The organism is Streptomyces sp. NPDC002851 (genome assembly GCF_053591935.1).
In genome coordinates, this window is sequence record NZ_JBSFUT010000003.1 from 95,981 (window position 1) to 110,183 (window position 14,203).

A 14,203-nucleotide genomic window follows, 5' to 3' on the forward strand; every position below is an offset into this window, starting at 1 on the left:
CAGCCTCAGATCGAGGTGCTCCGCAGCTGGGCTAGTGGCTCGCTCTGGTCGTCGTCGGAGACGATGCGCAGGCGGTGCGGTCGGCTGAGTTGTCTCGCCGGTGGGCGCGGTGGCTACGGGGTGGGGCGGTTGTTGATGTGCTGTTTGGCGGCGGCGAGTTCGGCGTCCAGCCGGACCTTGGCCCTGTTGAGGCGTTGCTGGGCGGCGCGCAGGCGTTCCTCTGCCCCGACCAGGGCGTGCTTGTGTCGGGCGATGAGTGCGGTGAGGCGCTTGACCTGCTGCGTGTAGTGGGCGACCTCGTTCGCGAGGAGGGTGATGGTGGGGCGCTGTGCCTTGGGGGTTCGGCGGCCGCCGCGTGGCTTGCCGAGTTGAATGCGGGCGAACTCGAGGAACTCTTCACGCACAACCCATTTGACCTGCTTGGTGGGTGGGCCGGTCAGAAGGGCGAGCAGGGGGAAGTTCTTGTGGCGCTTGGCCCAGTTGCTGACGGCGGAGCGGGAGATGCCGGCGAGGCTGGCTGCGGCGGAGAGCGTTATCAACTCATCTTCACGGCCTTTGAATTCGGGCCTGAGCCAGATGATGGGTTCCACGGGTCGTCCTTGAAGTGCGTGATCAGGGCAGGTAGCGGTAGGCGTGGCCGTCGATGAGTTCAGTGATTTCGGCGCTTGCTGTGAGGTCGCCGGGGGTTGCGGTGAGCGCGGGTGGCGACGGGGCGGTGGTGTTCGCTGCACCAGCGGGTCCAGTGCCACAGGGAGCCGTCGGGTGCGGTGTAGGGGCGGGTGAGGTCGTAGGTGATGCCGTGGAAGGTGAAGACGGTGGTGGGGAATGCCGCCTGCCAGGCGATGCGGGGGTTCATCGGCCGGATTGCCGCAGTTGGGCGTAATCCTCGGCTGCCTGCTCGTTGCCGGGGGTTTCGAGGGCGATGGTCAGCGCGATGAGGAGGCCGGTGACGATGGCTGCCGCCTCGCTACGGTGGGCGGCTTTCATGCCCTGTCCGGGAGGCTGGTTGAGGTCGTCATGGAGGCGGGATCGGCGGCGATTGATTTCGTCGGCGAGTTGCTCGCGTACCAGCTGAAGGTGCTGAGCGCGCTGGTGAGCGTCGCGTGCGGATCGCTGTTGGTCTGTGCGCTGGAGCCGCTGGCAGTTGCCGCACAGCTCGTCCGGGGGTGGTTCGGGGGTTTCGCGAAGGGTGAGGCGTCCGCAGCGGGCCAGGGCGAGTTGGTTGGGGTCGGTGGGCCAGGTGGGAAGCGGCACGATGTGCGGCATGCCGGAGACGGAGGTGCCGTAGATGAAGTTGCTCATGAGTGGGCGCCGAGGTTGGTCTGGGCGGGCAGGCAGGTGAAGGTGTCGGTGACTTTGGGTGCGGGGGTGCGATGGATTGAGGGCATGAGGGGTCCTTGGTGTGGGGTAGCGGGAGGGTGTTGAGGGGGGTGCGGGCAGGTGCTCTGCCCGCACCTAGGGCTTCCCTCAACCGTTGAAATTATTCTACTAACCCTGAGGTGGGGTCAACTCCGTTTGCCCAGGTCAGATGGGGCGTAGGTGGCGCTAGATCAGTTCGCCGCGTTGCCCGAGCTGCGCTCGGCGGCAAGCATCAGTGCCAGTCCGCGGGCGAGCTTGCGTACCTCGACGCTGTACAGAACCAGCTCGGCCGCTCCGCCGTCGGCGCCGACACGGAGGCGGTCGTCGTACTGGGCGCGCTGTGACTTCGCCCGGTAGTGGCCCGGCCGGGCACATGCCCAGTCCTCTGCCCCGCGGAAGCGTCCTTGGCTGAACCAGGCGCGGTCCATAGCGGCGGCGACGAAGGTACCCCACGCCTTTGCGGGCGCACCCTGCGCTTCGACCCGTGCAGCCGCCCCCTCGTTGCCGACCACGATGTACCAGCGGCCGAACAGTTCGCTGTCGAAGCTGAGGATCTGCCCGTAGCGCGGCTGCAGTGCCGGCCACACCATCCGGATGAGTTCCACTGCTCGGCTCACGGCGGCCTGCTGGGGTGACGGCGGCCTGGAGCGGCTGCTGGTCGCTGGTGTAACCGTCACCATGGTCACGGTTGGCTACGCGTACCTGCGCACTTCGCAGGATCAGTGCCTGCCCGAGCTTCTCCGCCTGCTCAGGTGTCAGCTCAGTGACCAGGAGGCGTTCTTGGAGGACCGCGGTGAGCGTGACGTGCCGTACGAAGTCCTGCTCGTCGGGCAGCGAGTCGACGATGCGCGGATTGCGCAGCGCGAAGGCGGTCGGAACGTACTCGTCGCCCTCCTGCTTCCTGGTCCAGGAAGTGTGAGCCATGACGGCCTGGCCGGTGAGAGCGGGGATGACCGGGTACCAGGTGGTCTTGCGGCGGTTGATCTTCATTGCGTGCCGTTCAGAACGTGAGGCCGATAGGCGGGACGGCTGACGAGGACCGGTCTTCGGCAGGACCGACCGCGCGCAGCACGTCCCCGAACGCGCTGGTGGGTAGTTCGGTCAGGACGAGGTGCCGGATGCGGGCACTGCCCTCGTCATCGGCGTGGATGATGGCCCGGCCCCCAGGCCAGCGCAGATCGGCGACCCCTGGGCGCGAGCCGTAGCTGACCTGGGCCTCGGGTCCAGCCAGGCGCCGGGCCTTCGCCATATACGCCTCGAGGTTGTGGCGTGTGCGTTCGGTACGCCGGTCCAGTTCGGCGCGGAGCGTCTTCCAGGAGGGCAAACCGGCGGTGCGGATGGCGTCGGCGAGAGCCTGCGGGTTGCCGACGGTTCTGGTGACCTTCGGGCAGGGGTCGCTGCGCCGTGGCCAGACGAGGCTGCCCGGCAGCGACAGGGTGACCGTCACCGGGGTGGAGGCACGGACAGGGGCGGTGGTAGTGACTTCCAAGCCCAGGCTGGGCCCGTGGAGGGCTGCCAGATCGGCGCGCCCGCAGCTGTCCGCTGTCCAGGCAGGTCCCAGCAGGGTGGCGATCTGGCGGGCGTACTGGAGCGTGGAACGAGCAGTGTGCATGAAGAAACCTTCGTCGTGAGAGGGGCGGGGAGGCCCGCTGTGCGGCGGGCCTCCGGGGGTGCCGTCAGGCTGCGGCCGGGGCGGGTTCCCGGTCCGCCCCGTGCTCCTGGTGCTCGCCCCGGTCGCCGTCGTCTCCTGTCTGTTCGGCCTCGGCGTCCTGCCGGTCCTTCTGCTCCTCCTGCTGGGCGCGTCCCTTGGCGACCGTGTCCGCCTCGATCGTGCTGAGCGCGTAGCCCTCGGCCTCGAGGAACGTCAGCCAGGCGACGGTCTGCGAGGTGATGTGGTTGCGCCAGGCCGCGTCGCCCATGTACTCGCTTTCGTGGGCGGCGGCGACGTGGGCGAGCAGGATCCGCCAGGCGTGGGCCGGGCTCGTGCGGGCGATCATCGTGCCGAAGGGGGCGCTGACCCGGTCCCACTGGGAGCGGTCCTTGTTGGGGTCCTCGACGCCGAGGAAGTGCGCGGTCAGGTCGGTGCGCTTGCGGTCGATGAAGTGCTCGTACGCGTAGCTCGTGCCGGTGATCATCGACAGGATCAGCGGCCACACCCGGGTACTTGGCTCGGGCTGCTGACATAGGTCCTTGATGAAGTCCAAGCGCACGGTGCGGGCTTGGCGCCACGCCTTGTTGTTGGCGATGACGATGCGCCGCTCGGCCTTGGCTTCTTCCTTGTCCGGCCCTGCCTGCTCCTTGTCCTTCTGGGCGGCTTCGGGGGTGAGGGGGTGGCCGTGCCGGTTCCAGGCGGTGCACAGCCAGATCACCTCGGCCTCGCGATGGTCCACGCACGCCGCGTGCCCGGTGCAGTCCTGGTGGGTTTCGGGAGTCTGAGGCTGCTGCTCGTCGGTGAGGAGATCGGTGAGCGGGCGGATGCTGGTACCCGACCAGTTCCAGCGCCAGTTCTCCACCGTGATCTCCGCGGCGGTTAGCTCTGCGACGAGCCCCGCGCATTTGTCGGCGAGTTCCTTCTCGGCGCGCAGCTCGGCCAGGGCGTGCTTCCAGTGGCCGCGTTTGGTGTTGCCCTCCCGCGCGTCGCGGGCCTTGGCCCGACGCAGGGTCCACAACGCATCGTCGACGCTTTCGACTTCCTGGAACTCGCCCAGCTCCACCAGGTCGAAGCCCTCATCCACGGCTTCGGAGAGGTTTTCGTCTGAGAGCTTGGATGCCTGGGTGGCGGCGGCCAGTTCGGCGGGCTTGAAGCCCATCGCGCGTGCGTGCCGGTTCTTGCGGGCCTTCGGAACGCTCATGAGCGAGAGCTGCTTGGCGGCGTCGATGTCATCGCGGATCGTGGCCTGGCGGCGATGCTTGTTCTCGATGAACGACACCGTCAGCGCCGCATCGTCCACGCCAGCCAGGTCATCGCGGATGATCGCCGGGACGAGCCGGTAGGGCTTCTTCTTCGCCTTCGCCTTCTTCGCGGCGGCCAGGGCCGCGTTGTTGCGCCGCTGTCCGAAGATGATGCCGAGCGTTCCCTCGTGCTCGCCGTTCTGCGGGCGCAGCACGAGCGGCGTGAGAACACCCAGCTCATCGACACTCGCCTGAAGTTCCGGATCGGGTTGCGTGGTGTCCTCGTCCTCGGTGTCGCGGTTCTTGCGGTGGTTGTACGGGTCTACGACCAGGTCGTGCGGGTCAACCCAGGCGAAGCGGCCGGTGAAACCCTCGACGGCGGCCGGGCGGTCTTCAGCGGTGGTGCTCATGCTCGTGGTCTTTCCTGTGAGAGGCGGGCGCACGGCGAGGTGCGCCCGCCCGGTGTCGTGAGGGTGGGTCAGGCGACCGCGGGGGTGGTACGGCGCTTGCTCGTGCGCTTCGCTGCCGAGGCGGTACGGCGCCCCCCGCTCTTCCTCGCCTTGGTCTTCGTGCTGGCCTTGGCCGCCGAGGAGGCGCTGTCCGTCTGCGGGGCAGGCTGGTCCGTTCCGGTCGTGGCGTCCGGGGTGTGCTCGGAGGGCGCCTCGGCAGCGGGAGGTATCGGGGTGCTGTTTGATCGCACGCGGGGCCGCTGCCCATCGAAGGCGGGCAACAGCACCGTGCGAACGGCGGTGAGGATCTCCTCCAGCGGGGAGGCGGTGGCGAAGTGAACGCCGGTGCTGTAGCGCACGCCCTTGGGCAGCCGGTTCGTGCCCGTCTCGCCGGTGTCGGCTGACTTCTTGGGAGCGGGGCCGCCGACGGCGAAGGTCTGCACGGCCTGGCCTTGCCACATGTGGCGTACACCGATGGTGCGGCCGTCGGGGTGGATGAGGCGGATCGCCTTGTCGGCGAAGCCTGCGGGGCTCTCTTCGGTGTCCTCGCTCCAGCCATCACCGAGGGCTTCGGCGAGGGGCTTGGCCAGCAGGTACAGGTCGATCTCGCTGAGGACTGCAGCCTCGGGTGCTTCGGCGTCGGCCGTCTCAGGGCCAGTGGTGTCGGCGGTGTCGGGTGCGATGGTGGCCGTGTCGCCCATGGGGGCTCCTGTTCCAAGAGGTGTGTGCGTTAAGCGTGTTGGTGTCGTCGGGGTGGGTCAGGGACCGGTGCGGACGGCGGCGGGGAAAGCGCCGGGCGTGTCCGGCTCGACTGTGCGGATGGTGCGCACCGTCTCGTCGCTCAGGTCCGTCACGCGGATCTTGGAGGTGAACCCGATGAAGAGGGCCGGGCCCTGGACTTCGGCGATCAGTGCTTCCTGGTCGAGGAGGAGGTGCCAGGCGATGGCCGCGTACATGTTCATCGGCTGGCCTTCGCTGTTCTCGGCGGCGAGGACGGCGGTTCCGGTGCCATCGGGGGCTTGTACGTAGGAGAGGATCTCGGGGTTGTCCTGGAGGGCCTGGTGGAGCTGGGCGCGTTGAGTGGGGTCGCTGGTGCTCAGTCGTAGGTCCGTGATCGTGCCGTCGGTGGCGACGAGCAGGGCGTGGACGGTATCGGGCATGGGTGAGTCCTTCGCGTGACGGTGAGGGTTACCCCTTCAACTGATAGAATTATTCTACTAACGCAAGGTGGGGTCAACTCCGTCCGCCCAGGTCAGGGGGTATGTGCCGTACGTCTCGACGCGGGGTGCGTCGGCTGTACGCAGGGGGTCAGGCTGCGATCCCCGGCACCTGCTGCAGCATCTGCTCAGCCTGCCGGATCGCCGCGACGAGGCGAGCCTTTCCGAGCAGCTCGTCACGGTGCTCGAACACGGCGCGGGCCTGCTTCATCGCGTCTGTGACCGCGTTCGGGTTCGCCAGGGAGTCGTCGCATGCGACGGTCACCTTCGGGCCGAGCGCCCAGATGATCGCGTTCACTGCGCCGCATGCTGCGGCTATCTGATCGATGTCAACCATCGACCACTGGAAATCTGCCGGGTCGAGGTCGTGCTCGCGCAGGTGCTGCGCGGCCGCCCGCAGGAGTCCACCGCTGCCGGCGGCCGGGTCATGGATGTGTTCGCCCCGCTTCGGCTCGTCTGCCAGCAACGGGATCTCCATGACCTGTCCGGCAACGACCATGTCGGCCATCGCGTCGGCCACCGGCGCCGGAGTGTGGAACTCGCCGAGTCCCTGTCGCGCCCCATGGGAGCGCAGGCACGTCATCGCCGCGGACAAGACATCCGTCGCCGCACGCAGGAAGGGGTCTGCGTGCGCGGTCAAATCGAACAGGCCCCGCCGGAGGGCGATTTCAGCGACGGCCTGTACGGCAGACACGCGGTACTCATCAACGTCATCGTTCAGCCACTCGTGGAGAATGCGGGCGCGGTCGATCAGGTCAGGCCTGTGCAGCCAGTGCATGGACCAGATCTCGCGGAGCATGGCGATCAACTGCGGCCCATCCTGGGCGAGGATTTGCTCTTTGAGGTCCGGGCCGTCCAGGTCCTTCTGCCTGATGAGCGCGAGTGCGGCAACGACGCCGATCGGCACCTCGATAGCTGTGCCGCCGTGGCGGTTATGCCACCGCTCGGCCACCGCCTCGCCGATCTCCAGAGCGCGCCGGTGCGGGTCACTGACTGGGTGCGGGCGGCCGGACCGGCGGCCTGCGGCGCTGCTTGCCGCCGGGGTCGGCCGAGGGGCTTCGGGGTGCGGCGGCGGAGATGCCTTTGAGGCGGCGCTGAATGTCGCAGGGGGTGCGGGTTCAGGTGTGAGCTCCGCGAACAAGTCGAGCTGCTGAGTCACGGCAAAATCGCTTTCCGTGAGGGGAGTTGGGCATAAAGGGACCCGCCCCCGACAGGGGCGGGTCCGGAAGGAAGAGGTCGGCTCCTATACCTGCAGCAGGTGCTTCACCTCGCGCAGGAAGGCGCGCATGGCATCGTGGTGCTCCTCTGCGAGCGCCTTCTTGATCAAGCTCGTTGTGCGCAGCGCCCCGGTCTGGGTGAGTTCATCGATCACACGCTTGTGGGCTGCTGCGAGGGCCTGCTGGGTGGCTGCCTCCGGCGTCCTGCCGTGCTCGGTGAGATCCTCGATCTCCTCGGCGACGGCACTCCACAGCGTGTGCACCGCCTCGGCCTGCGCCAAGGGCTCGATCAGGAAGTCGTCGAACGGGCGGCCCGCCTGGAGCGCCGCGGTGAGCGCCTGCCGCTCCTTGTCGTAGTTGTCGGCAGCCTTCTTGATCCGCTTCCCGGCCTCGGTAGCGAGCACGTACATCTCCTTCGTCTGTGGAGTTCGGGCCCTTCCCTCACTCACTTAAGAATTATTCTACTAACTATCGAGGTGGGGTCAACTGCGTCTATGCAGGTCAAAGTGGTCAGCCTTGGTCAATCCAGCAGACGCCGTACGGCGTCTGCCACACCCGGGACAGGCCTGCCTTGTTGATCTCCTGCCTCACCTGGTCCCACCACACCCGGCCGAACCGGTCGGTGTGCGGTTCGACAGCACAGGCGGCCGAGGTCCCCACGGGAGATCGTGCGATTTCCTCAAGTGTCGATGCGAAGCCGTGTACTCGCGCCCGCAGCCCTTGGTGCAGTTCGCCGACCTGGACGCGCCAGCACTCGTCGCGGATCCGTTCGCCGCGCTCGGCTGCCAGCGGCCATCCGTTCTCGGTGATCGCTCCGCACTGCTGAAGGGCTATCCAGGCCACTGCGCGCGTCCACGACCGGACCGCTGGCCGGAATGTCACCTCGCTGATGACCATGCCTTGAACCCACCTCGGGTCGGTCATTCGGGCGATGTTCTTCGTGTGCTGCTCCTTGGCCTCCGCTCGTGCCGCCACGTCGGTACGAGCCTTCCAATGGGGGACGAGGTAGGCCCATTCACCGCTGTTGCTCTGCGGGTGCATGAATCGCACCCGCCACAGTCCACGCATGTCCACGCTGGCTCTCCTTGACCCGCTCAACTGCGCTGTGGTGGGTGCTACTTGGGTGATGCGGTGAACGCGACCATCCACTCGGTGAGGCCGTTCGGGTCGACGGCCTGCCAGTGCTGTATGTAGTGGCTCGCCATGCGGGCGTGCAGAGCCCGGGCCTTTTCGGTGAACGGCACTCGCACCGGCAGATGCCCACGGCCCGAGGGCCAGGTCAGGCGGGTGGACTCAGGCGCGGCAGCCTCCAGGTACCAGCGCAGGTTCGCCTCGAGCCTGCCTGGAGTCTGCTGCTCGATCGGCTCTCCCTCCATGTGCGCGATGCCGTCACTGTCGTCGGCGTAGAAGGAGAGCAGGCTGCCCAGGGCGGCGTCGTCGGGCATGTTGACCCACACCATCTGCCCGTGCTCATCGTGCGGTTCGATGTCGATGACCGGGCGGTTGTAGGCCAGGCAGGTGCCGTTCATCTTGGACAGGTACAAGACGCTGACCCGGTCCCCGGGTTCGTAGGTGGTCATGAGCTTCCTCAACTCGAATGGTTACTTGGCGGTGGACTTGTACGCGGTGGCGGCGGCTGCACGCGCCCCGGTTGCCGGACAGGCGCCCAGCAGGCTCCGCAAGTGGGCCAGGACGCGGTCGTCGTCACCGTGCCGCTGGGCAAGGGCCAGGGCATCGATGGCCGCGGCTACTTCCCCAGTGGTGGTGGCGTGCGCGGTGCGGCAACGGCAGGTGTCCGCTGCGTACGTGGACAGTGCGGAGAGCAGTTCGCGGTGCGTGCTCTGCGGTGCGCAGCCGCGGTGGCGCATCGCCGGGCGGGCTCGACGGAGATGGCTGTAGAAGCGCAGGCCGGACCATCCGCACAGCAGGCAGTGCACGGGCCACAGCACATCGCTTCCGGGGTAGCCCGCGAGCGGTGCCCAGCCGAGTTCGTCGATGCGCGCCACTGCGCGAGCGGCAGAAATGATGTTGCGGACGGTGGGCTGAAGGCCAGCGAGGTAGCGGCCGATCTCCTCGGCAGTCGTTGGCGTATCGGTGGGAGGTGTGGGCTGCAGTTGGGGTGTCATGGCTGGAGTCGTCCTCGTGGCGTGCCGTGGACTACTTGGCGGTGTAGGCACGCAGCACGGCGTAGGCGGTGGCGATGCTGGTCTTCGGGATGGAGAGGGCCAGTGGCGTGTCAGCGGAGACGGCTGCCATGTCGTGGCGGATCTTGATGCTGCTGCCGGGCGTCTGGACGATCGTGAAACGGGGCCCGGCCATTGACGGGGTGGCGTTGAGTCCTGGGAATGCGTCGAGCACGCTGTGCACCTCGGCAGCGAAGGCGGCCGAAGGGGCCTCTGCGTCGGGTAGTTGCGCGGGGATGGCCGGTCGGGCGCAACGGATGGCCTGGTCGACAGTGAGCCGGTCCAGCAGCAGGCCGACATGCACAGCGTCGTCGCGCGGCGAGGTCATGACGAGTGAGATGAGGGGGTTTCCGCCATCGTCTGCCCGCAGTTCAATCTCGGTGCGTTCCACGCTCCCCTGACAGATCGCTGGAATGTGCGCGTCGCGCAGCGGCAGGCTCAGCAGGCGCAACGCTGCGATGGCATCCTTTCGACCGAAGTGCGGCAGGACCTTGGAGTGGATGACGTTCGCGACCGTCGCGCCGTCCAGTCGAGCCATCGGTGTCGTGGCGATGACCGGCTCGGCAGGCTGCGCCGGATCACTGGTCGTGCTGACGAAGGCCGTGATCCGGAGGCTGTCCCTGTCGGCGTTGAGGCTGCAGTGAAGGCCAAGGGGGTGGGACAGGATCGCGGTCTGCAGCAGGCCGAGGACCTTCCACTCCCGGCCCAGGGCGGCGGCGGTGTTGCGCGCAAGGGCGAGGAGGTGTGCGGGAACAAGTCGTGTGTCGTACATGGGTCTCTCTGTGGTGAAAGAGGGCAAGGTGGTGTCGCAGCCCGGTCGGACCCAGGGCTGCGACAGTTGGTGCGTATGCGTGCGGCGGGTGGGGCGTGAGGGTCCTCCATCCCCCAGTCGCCTAGTAATTATTCTACTAACTGAGGGGTGGGGGCAACTGCGGAATCCGGTCAGGGCGGTGGTGAGGATTGCGGGGCGAGATCCTCTGAGCCCTCTAGCCAAGGGCCTTTGTGGTCGAGGATGGTGACGGTGCCGCCTTGCAGGCGGGCGGGCCAAAAACTGGTCGATATGGAAGACGCAGGGTGCCGTTCGGTAGCAGGTGTTGGGTCATGAGTTGGCCGGTCGCTGGGCGCAGTCGCTGTGGGCGGCTCGAAGGTGGCGGGCTGCGGTGATCAAGGTGCATGCCTCGGCATCACGGCCCAGTTGGCTCATGGCGCAGACCTCGAACATCAGCGCCCAGTCGTGCGCGGGAACACCGTCGGCGAACTCGTCGAAGGTAGGCGGTCGGCGTGCTGCGGAGAGCCGCTTGTAGGCGTTGCGGACAATGCGCTGCATGGTCCGGTTCGCGCGCCTGGTCTGGCCGCTGGTCAGGCCGAGTTCCCCGACGATGTCGGCGGCGGCGTCCAGCGGCAGGTGCTTGTCGAGCACAGTGGCGATCGTCTTTCGGGAATCAGAGGAGTAAGAGAGCGCCGGGGCCGCGCGGAGGCGACCCCTCGGCGGGCGTCAATAGGCGGCCAGCCCGAAGATGAGCCAGCCGTCCTCACCGGTGTCGGTGGTGATCGGCAGTGCGCCGGCGGGTCCGTACTTGGAGCTGACCCGCGGGTCGTCGTTGTTGATCAGTTCCTCGGCGCGCAGCGTGGCGTCCTCTTCACTGCGCTGTGGCTCGTTGATCAGCGTGACCTTGTCCTTCTCAGCGACAGTGCCGGTGTAGCCGGAGTGTCCGTGATCCCACGCTGCTTGCTCGCGGACGGTCTTGAATGCGGTCTCAAGATTGTCTCCTGTGGCGATCGTGAAGAAGTCGACGGCGCCCATCTGGCGTGTCCTTCCGGTAGTTGAGGTGGCGGCATGCGTAGGCCCGCCCCGGTTCGGAGCGGGCCGATAAGGTCAGAGTCAGCGGATTCGTACACGCGGCCGGTTGGTGCGCAGTACGCGCTGGCGGTGAGGCTGCTGTATGTCCTGCTTGCGATAGATCTCGGCGAGCACCTTGTCGGCGCCTGTCACCGCCGATATCGCTTCCTGCAGGAGGGAGCGGCGCTCCTGCGTGCCGATCAGGTCGCCCCAACGCTCCATGGCCGCGCTGTCCGTGTGGTCCAGCCCCCAAAAGTGCGCGTACTCGCGCCACGCGTGGATCAGCATGTGCCCGGCCCAGGTCATCGCGGTCGCTGCCTGCTCCTCGGAGATGTCGTGTTCCGCGGCGACCTGGAGCACGGCGAGGGGGTCATGCAGCGTCTCGTTCACAGCAGATGGTTCCTTTCGCGTTCCAAGAAGTAGCTGGAGGAGCGCCCTCCAACTAAGAATTATTCTACTAACCTAGGGGGGGTGTCAAACCTGCTGTCCAGGTAAGAGGGGCGGGCATGGCGCGACTTCATGACTCGTCAGCAGGCGGCGGCAGCTGTCTCGTGGCGCCGCGAAGCCCGCTTGCGAATGCTCGCCGCCCCCGCACGCCGAGCCTCCGCCCGCTGCGCTGTAACCCGGCACTCTCCGCACAGCGGTTCCCCGAGACGTCGATGTCCCGCCACCCCGCTGCTCGTCCCGCATATCCCCGCCCGCGTCTCCAGCTTCGGCAGTGCTGGAGCGTCGTCGGCGGTAGTGACCGGCTTGCCGTTGATCCAGATCCGCCCCGCGCACACCCCGTCGAACAAGCTGGCCTCCGGCCGTACCCGCTCGTGGCACCGCAGCATGAATGGGCAGTCCGCGCATACCTCTAGTAGAGGCGTACAGACCTCAGCCAGGCGCCGAGGGTGGCGCACGAGGTCCTCGTCAGGCACATAGCCGTCAATGCCAGCGCACGGCGCAAGGGTCGTCCAGGCAGCGGATGTTGTAGAGGTGATCACGAGCAGGTCTTTCTCGCAGGGAGCGGTCAGGGGCTAGAACAGGGCGGGCTGCGCCACCGCCGCAGGCAGGATCACGTCGAAAGCGGAGGAGGCCAGCAACTCGAGCGCGGATGATCGCCGAGCCCATGGCCGGTAGAACGCGAACTCCCACTCCTTGGCCGTGCGGAACGGCCCAGGACAGGGCACATAGGCCGACTCGTGCGCGACTATGGCCTCGACGGCTTCGCGAAGTGCGCCGTAGCGCACCGGCGTCAGTGCCGCCTCGACGGCATGGTGGACGGTCTGCCAGGCGACGCGTCCGCTGCGGCCACCGCCATCAGACCAAACTTCGTAGACAAAGCCGTCGGCGTCGGGAGTCCAGAGCGTCCTGCAGCCAGCATCCGGCTCACCCGACAGGCGGCGCACGCTGCGCCGACCGCCCGCGTTCGCGAACTGGCGCCCACCCCACGCCGCACGCGCTGGGCGATCGGGCAAGTCGATGAACTCAAGCAGTGAAGGAGGGTCGAAGAAGTCGCGGACAGCCATCTTGAGGTCGTCGTCGGTGAGCTTCACGACGCGCTCACCGCGAGCGTGTGGGTGCACGACGCCAGGTGTCGAGTCACGGAGTCGACAAGCGACTCCAGGCTCATGTCACCGCGAGGCGCCTGCAGCGGACCATCAGGCAAGGTGTCGTGAACGATGCAGCGCCACGCCGGACTGGGATCGTCCTCGGGGACGTGGCTGACGTGCCAGCCCGTCAGCGCCTCGCGCCGCAGGGGAAGGGCGTCCTGGCCCCCAACGACCAGGAGCGTGCCGTTCGCGGTGACAGCACAGACGGCGAGGCCTCCGCGGGTCTCTATGTACGGGTGCAGGCCCATGCCGTCGAGTGCGGCATGTAGGTCGCGGTAGACCTCCAGTGCCTCCAGCTCGTCCGGCCCATAGTCGGCGCGAATCGTGGCGATTTCTCGGGCGAGGTTGTGCATGCCAGTTCCAATCAGTCAAGTTAAACATCGGCCTATATCTCACCAGTCGGCTGAGTCGGTGATCTGGGTTGAAGCTCCGAGTGCTCCCGGTCTGGTGCCAAAACCGCGGTGTCGGTAGCGGGGTGCGCGGGTGACGCCTTTGATGTCCCCTAGGTAAGTACCAGCCTATTTCCTGTGCTGGATTCGCCGTTCACCACCCCCTCCCGCAGTTGCCGCATCCGCACAGCGCGCATCTCCGCGATCCGCTGCACCGCAACGTCCGACAAGCCCTGGTCATCAGGGCGCTGCCGCATCTCGGCCAGCAGCCTCTCGCTTGCCTCCCGCTCGCGGACCTTGCAACGTTCCTTCTCTGCCCGTTCCCGCGCCCGCCGCTGCTCGCGGGGGCTGGTGCCGCAGCCACGGCACGAACTCCCCGGCCTGTCCGGGTGCGCCGGACACGACGGTGCCTCCGGCGCAGCTGCCTTGCCGTCAGCGTCGGCGGGCTCCCCTGCGGCGTCAGCCGCGGGGGTAAGGGGGGTCTCTTTCTTTGAGTACTTGCTCTGGTTACTACCTATAAACCCCGGTGAACCCGGGCCCGGTGAACCGCCCCCTGGAGAACCGACCCCCGGAAACCCGGTTTCGGTCGCCGCCCCCTTGTCCTCGGTCTTGGCGGCGGTGGCCTTCTTGGCGGCCCGCTTTGATCGGCGCTTCACGCGCTGCTCCTCGTGCCTGCGATATTCGTCCGCCGCCCACTCCTGCGCCTGGTCATACACCTCCGTGATTCGGTGCAGCGTGCCGTCCACGAGCCGCTCGGTCACCACGCGGTAGTAGCCGGCGTCCTTCAACTCGCGCAGCGCCGTCCGTACTGCTTCCACGCCCTCCTTCCCGGCATTGGCGATCGTCTCCGCCCGCACCTTCCACGAGTCCGGCTTCGCCAGCAGGTACGCCAAGATGCCCCGTGCTCGAAACGACAGCCGGGCATCTTCGAGGGTGGCCGTCGGCAGCACGGTGTAGCCGGTGCTGAGGTGGCGGCGCAGGATGGTCACGGAGCATGCCTCCAGGGCGGTACAAGAAGCAGAACGGTTCGAGGGAAGGGGGAGCGGCCCCCAGGTGATGGGA

Annotated in this window: 20 protein-coding genes; all 20 read right to left on the minus strand. The window is 67.4% G+C overall.

Features of this window, described 5'->3' with window-relative positions:
- Nucleotides 1-113: 113 nt before the first annotated feature.
- Entirely contained in the window at nucleotides 114-590 is a 477-nt protein-coding gene (locus ACWD10_RS03960) for a hypothetical protein (protein ID WP_451086698.1), read from the minus strand.
- Nucleotides 591-649: 59 nt separating this feature from the next.
- Nucleotides 650-856 carry a phiSA1p31-related protein gene (locus ACWD10_RS03965; protein WP_451086700.1) on the minus strand — a complete coding sequence of 69 codons (207 nt, stop codon included), beginning with the start codon at nucleotides 854-856 and terminating at the stop codon, nucleotides 650-652.
- The gene (locus ACWD10_RS03970; protein WP_451086702.1) at nucleotides 853-1,302 is read right to left on the minus strand and encodes a hypothetical protein; all 450 of its coding nucleotides are present in this window, start codon (nucleotides 1,300-1,302) and stop codon (nucleotides 853-855) included. The genes ACWD10_RS03965 and ACWD10_RS03970 overlap by 4 nt, the downstream gene beginning before the upstream one ends.
- A 248-nt stretch (nucleotides 1,303-1,550) precedes the next feature.
- Nucleotides 1,551-1,976, minus strand: a complete 426-nt coding sequence (locus tag ACWD10_RS03975; protein WP_451086704.1) for a hypothetical protein — start codon at nucleotides 1,974-1,976, stop codon at nucleotides 1,551-1,553.
- 383 nt (nucleotides 1,977-2,359) lie between these two features.
- Nucleotides 2,360-2,971 (minus strand): hypothetical protein, encoded by a 612-nt coding sequence (locus tag ACWD10_RS03980; protein WP_451086706.1) that lies wholly within the window; start codon nucleotides 2,969-2,971, stop codon nucleotides 2,360-2,362.
- A gap of 64 nt (nucleotides 2,972-3,035) precedes the next feature.
- Nucleotides 3,036-4,661: a ParB/RepB/Spo0J family partition protein gene (locus tag ACWD10_RS03985; protein ID WP_451086708.1), complete on the minus strand. Its 1,626-nt coding sequence runs from the start codon at nucleotides 4,659-4,661 to the stop codon at nucleotides 3,036-3,038.
- Between the two features lie 68 nt (nucleotides 4,662-4,729).
- The gene (locus ACWD10_RS03990) at nucleotides 4,730-5,401 is read right to left on the minus strand and encodes a hypothetical protein (protein ID WP_451086710.1); all 672 of its coding nucleotides are present in this window, start codon (nucleotides 5,399-5,401) and stop codon (nucleotides 4,730-4,732) included.
- 57 nt (nucleotides 5,402-5,458) lie between these two features.
- On the minus strand, nucleotides 5,459-5,860 hold the full coding sequence (locus ACWD10_RS03995; protein WP_451086712.1) for a hypothetical protein: 402 nt from the start codon (nucleotides 5,858-5,860) through the stop codon (nucleotides 5,459-5,461).
- 148 nt (nucleotides 5,861-6,008) lie between these two features.
- Nucleotides 6,009-6,869 (minus strand): N-6 DNA methylase, encoded by an 861-nt coding sequence (locus ACWD10_RS04000; protein WP_451086714.1) that lies wholly within the window; start codon nucleotides 6,867-6,869, stop codon nucleotides 6,009-6,011.
- A gap of 291 nt (nucleotides 6,870-7,160) precedes the next feature.
- Nucleotides 7,161-7,538: a hypothetical protein gene (locus tag ACWD10_RS04005; protein ID WP_451086716.1), complete on the minus strand. Its 378-nt coding sequence runs from the start codon at nucleotides 7,536-7,538 to the stop codon at nucleotides 7,161-7,163.
- Nucleotides 7,539-7,644: 106 nt separating this feature from the next.
- Nucleotides 7,645-8,175, minus strand: coding sequence for a hypothetical protein (locus ACWD10_RS04010; RefSeq protein WP_451086718.1), 531 nt, complete (start codon nucleotides 8,173-8,175; stop codon nucleotides 7,645-7,647).
- Between the two features lie 74 nt (nucleotides 8,176-8,249).
- On the minus strand, nucleotides 8,250-8,714 hold the full coding sequence (locus ACWD10_RS04015) for a hypothetical protein (protein WP_451086720.1): 465 nt from the start codon (nucleotides 8,712-8,714) through the stop codon (nucleotides 8,250-8,252).
- Between the two features lie 21 nt (nucleotides 8,715-8,735).
- Nucleotides 8,736-9,260: a hypothetical protein gene (locus tag ACWD10_RS04020; protein WP_451086722.1), complete on the minus strand. Its 525-nt coding sequence runs from the start codon at nucleotides 9,258-9,260 to the stop codon at nucleotides 8,736-8,738.
- Nucleotides 9,261-9,291: 31 nt separating this feature from the next.
- Nucleotides 9,292-10,089: a hypothetical protein gene (locus ACWD10_RS04025; RefSeq protein ID WP_451086724.1), complete on the minus strand. Its 798-nt coding sequence runs from the start codon at nucleotides 10,087-10,089 to the stop codon at nucleotides 9,292-9,294.
- A 327-nt stretch (nucleotides 10,090-10,416) separates the two neighbouring features.
- Nucleotides 10,417-10,737: a hypothetical protein gene (locus ACWD10_RS04030; protein WP_451086726.1), complete on the minus strand. Its 321-nt coding sequence runs from the start codon at nucleotides 10,735-10,737 to the stop codon at nucleotides 10,417-10,419.
- Between the two features lie 75 nt (nucleotides 10,738-10,812).
- Nucleotides 10,813-11,121, minus strand: coding sequence for a hypothetical protein (locus tag ACWD10_RS04035; protein WP_451086728.1), 309 nt, complete (start codon nucleotides 11,119-11,121; stop codon nucleotides 10,813-10,815).
- A gap of 78 nt (nucleotides 11,122-11,199) precedes the next feature.
- Nucleotides 11,200-11,547 (minus strand): hypothetical protein, encoded by a 348-nt coding sequence (locus ACWD10_RS04040; RefSeq protein ID WP_451086730.1) that lies wholly within the window; start codon nucleotides 11,545-11,547, stop codon nucleotides 11,200-11,202.
- A 629-nt stretch (nucleotides 11,548-12,176) separates the two neighbouring features.
- Nucleotides 12,177-12,695, minus strand: coding sequence for a hypothetical protein (locus ACWD10_RS04045; protein ID WP_451086732.1), 519 nt, complete (start codon nucleotides 12,693-12,695; stop codon nucleotides 12,177-12,179).
- Nucleotides 12,692-13,105, minus strand: coding sequence for a hypothetical protein (locus tag ACWD10_RS04050; protein WP_451086734.1), 414 nt, complete (start codon nucleotides 13,103-13,105; stop codon nucleotides 12,692-12,694). Before ACWD10_RS04050 ends, ACWD10_RS04045 begins: the two co-directional genes overlap by 4 nt.
- A 149-nt stretch (nucleotides 13,106-13,254) precedes the next feature.
- Complete coding sequence (locus ACWD10_RS04055; protein ID WP_451086736.1) at nucleotides 13,255-14,130, minus strand: hypothetical protein; 876 nt, start codon at nucleotides 14,128-14,130, stop codon at nucleotides 13,255-13,257.
- Nucleotides 14,131-14,203: the final 73 nt, after the last annotated feature.

Excerpts from the sequence above, each read along its gene's own strand:
- ACWD10_RS03965 (WP_451086700.1), bottom strand. The coding sequence starts at position 856 with ATGAACCCCCGCATCGCCTGGCAGGCGGCATTCCCCACCACCGTCTTC.
- ACWD10_RS03980 (WP_451086706.1), bottom strand. The coding sequence starts at position 2,971 with ATGCACACTGCTCGTTCCACGCTCCAGTACGCCCGCCAGATCGCCACC.
- ACWD10_RS04025 (WP_451086724.1), bottom strand. The coding sequence starts at position 10,089 with ATGTACGACACACGACTTGTTCCCGCACACCTCCTCGCCCTTGCGCGC.
- ACWD10_RS04035 (WP_451086728.1), bottom strand. The coding sequence starts at position 11,121 with ATGGGCGCCGTCGACTTCTTCACGATCGCCACAGGAGACAATCTTGAG.
- ACWD10_RS03990 (WP_451086710.1), bottom strand. The coding sequence starts at position 5,401 with ATGGGCGACACGGCCACCATCGCACCCGACACCGCCGACACCACTGGC.
- ACWD10_RS03970 (WP_451086702.1), bottom strand. The coding sequence starts at position 1,302 with ATGAGCAACTTCATCTACGGCACCTCCGTCTCCGGCATGCCGCACATC.
- ACWD10_RS04050 (WP_451086734.1), bottom strand. The coding sequence starts at position 13,105 with ATGCACAACCTCGCCCGAGAAATCGCCACGATTCGCGCCGACTATGGG.
- ACWD10_RS03995 (WP_451086712.1), bottom strand. The coding sequence starts at position 5,860 with ATGCCCGATACCGTCCACGCCCTGCTCGTCGCCACCGACGGCACGATC.
- ACWD10_RS03985 (WP_451086708.1), bottom strand. The coding sequence starts at position 4,661 with ATGAGCACCACCGCTGAAGACCGCCCGGCCGCCGTCGAGGGTTTCACC.
- ACWD10_RS04015 (WP_451086720.1), bottom strand. The coding sequence starts at position 8,714 with ATGACCACCTACGAACCCGGGGACCGGGTCAGCGTCTTGTACCTGTCC.
- ACWD10_RS04010 (WP_451086718.1), bottom strand. The coding sequence starts at position 8,175 with ATGCACCCGCAGAGCAACAGCGGTGAATGGGCCTACCTCGTCCCCCAT.
- ACWD10_RS04020 (WP_451086722.1), bottom strand. The coding sequence starts at position 9,260 with ATGACACCCCAACTGCAGCCCACACCTCCCACCGATACGCCAACGACT.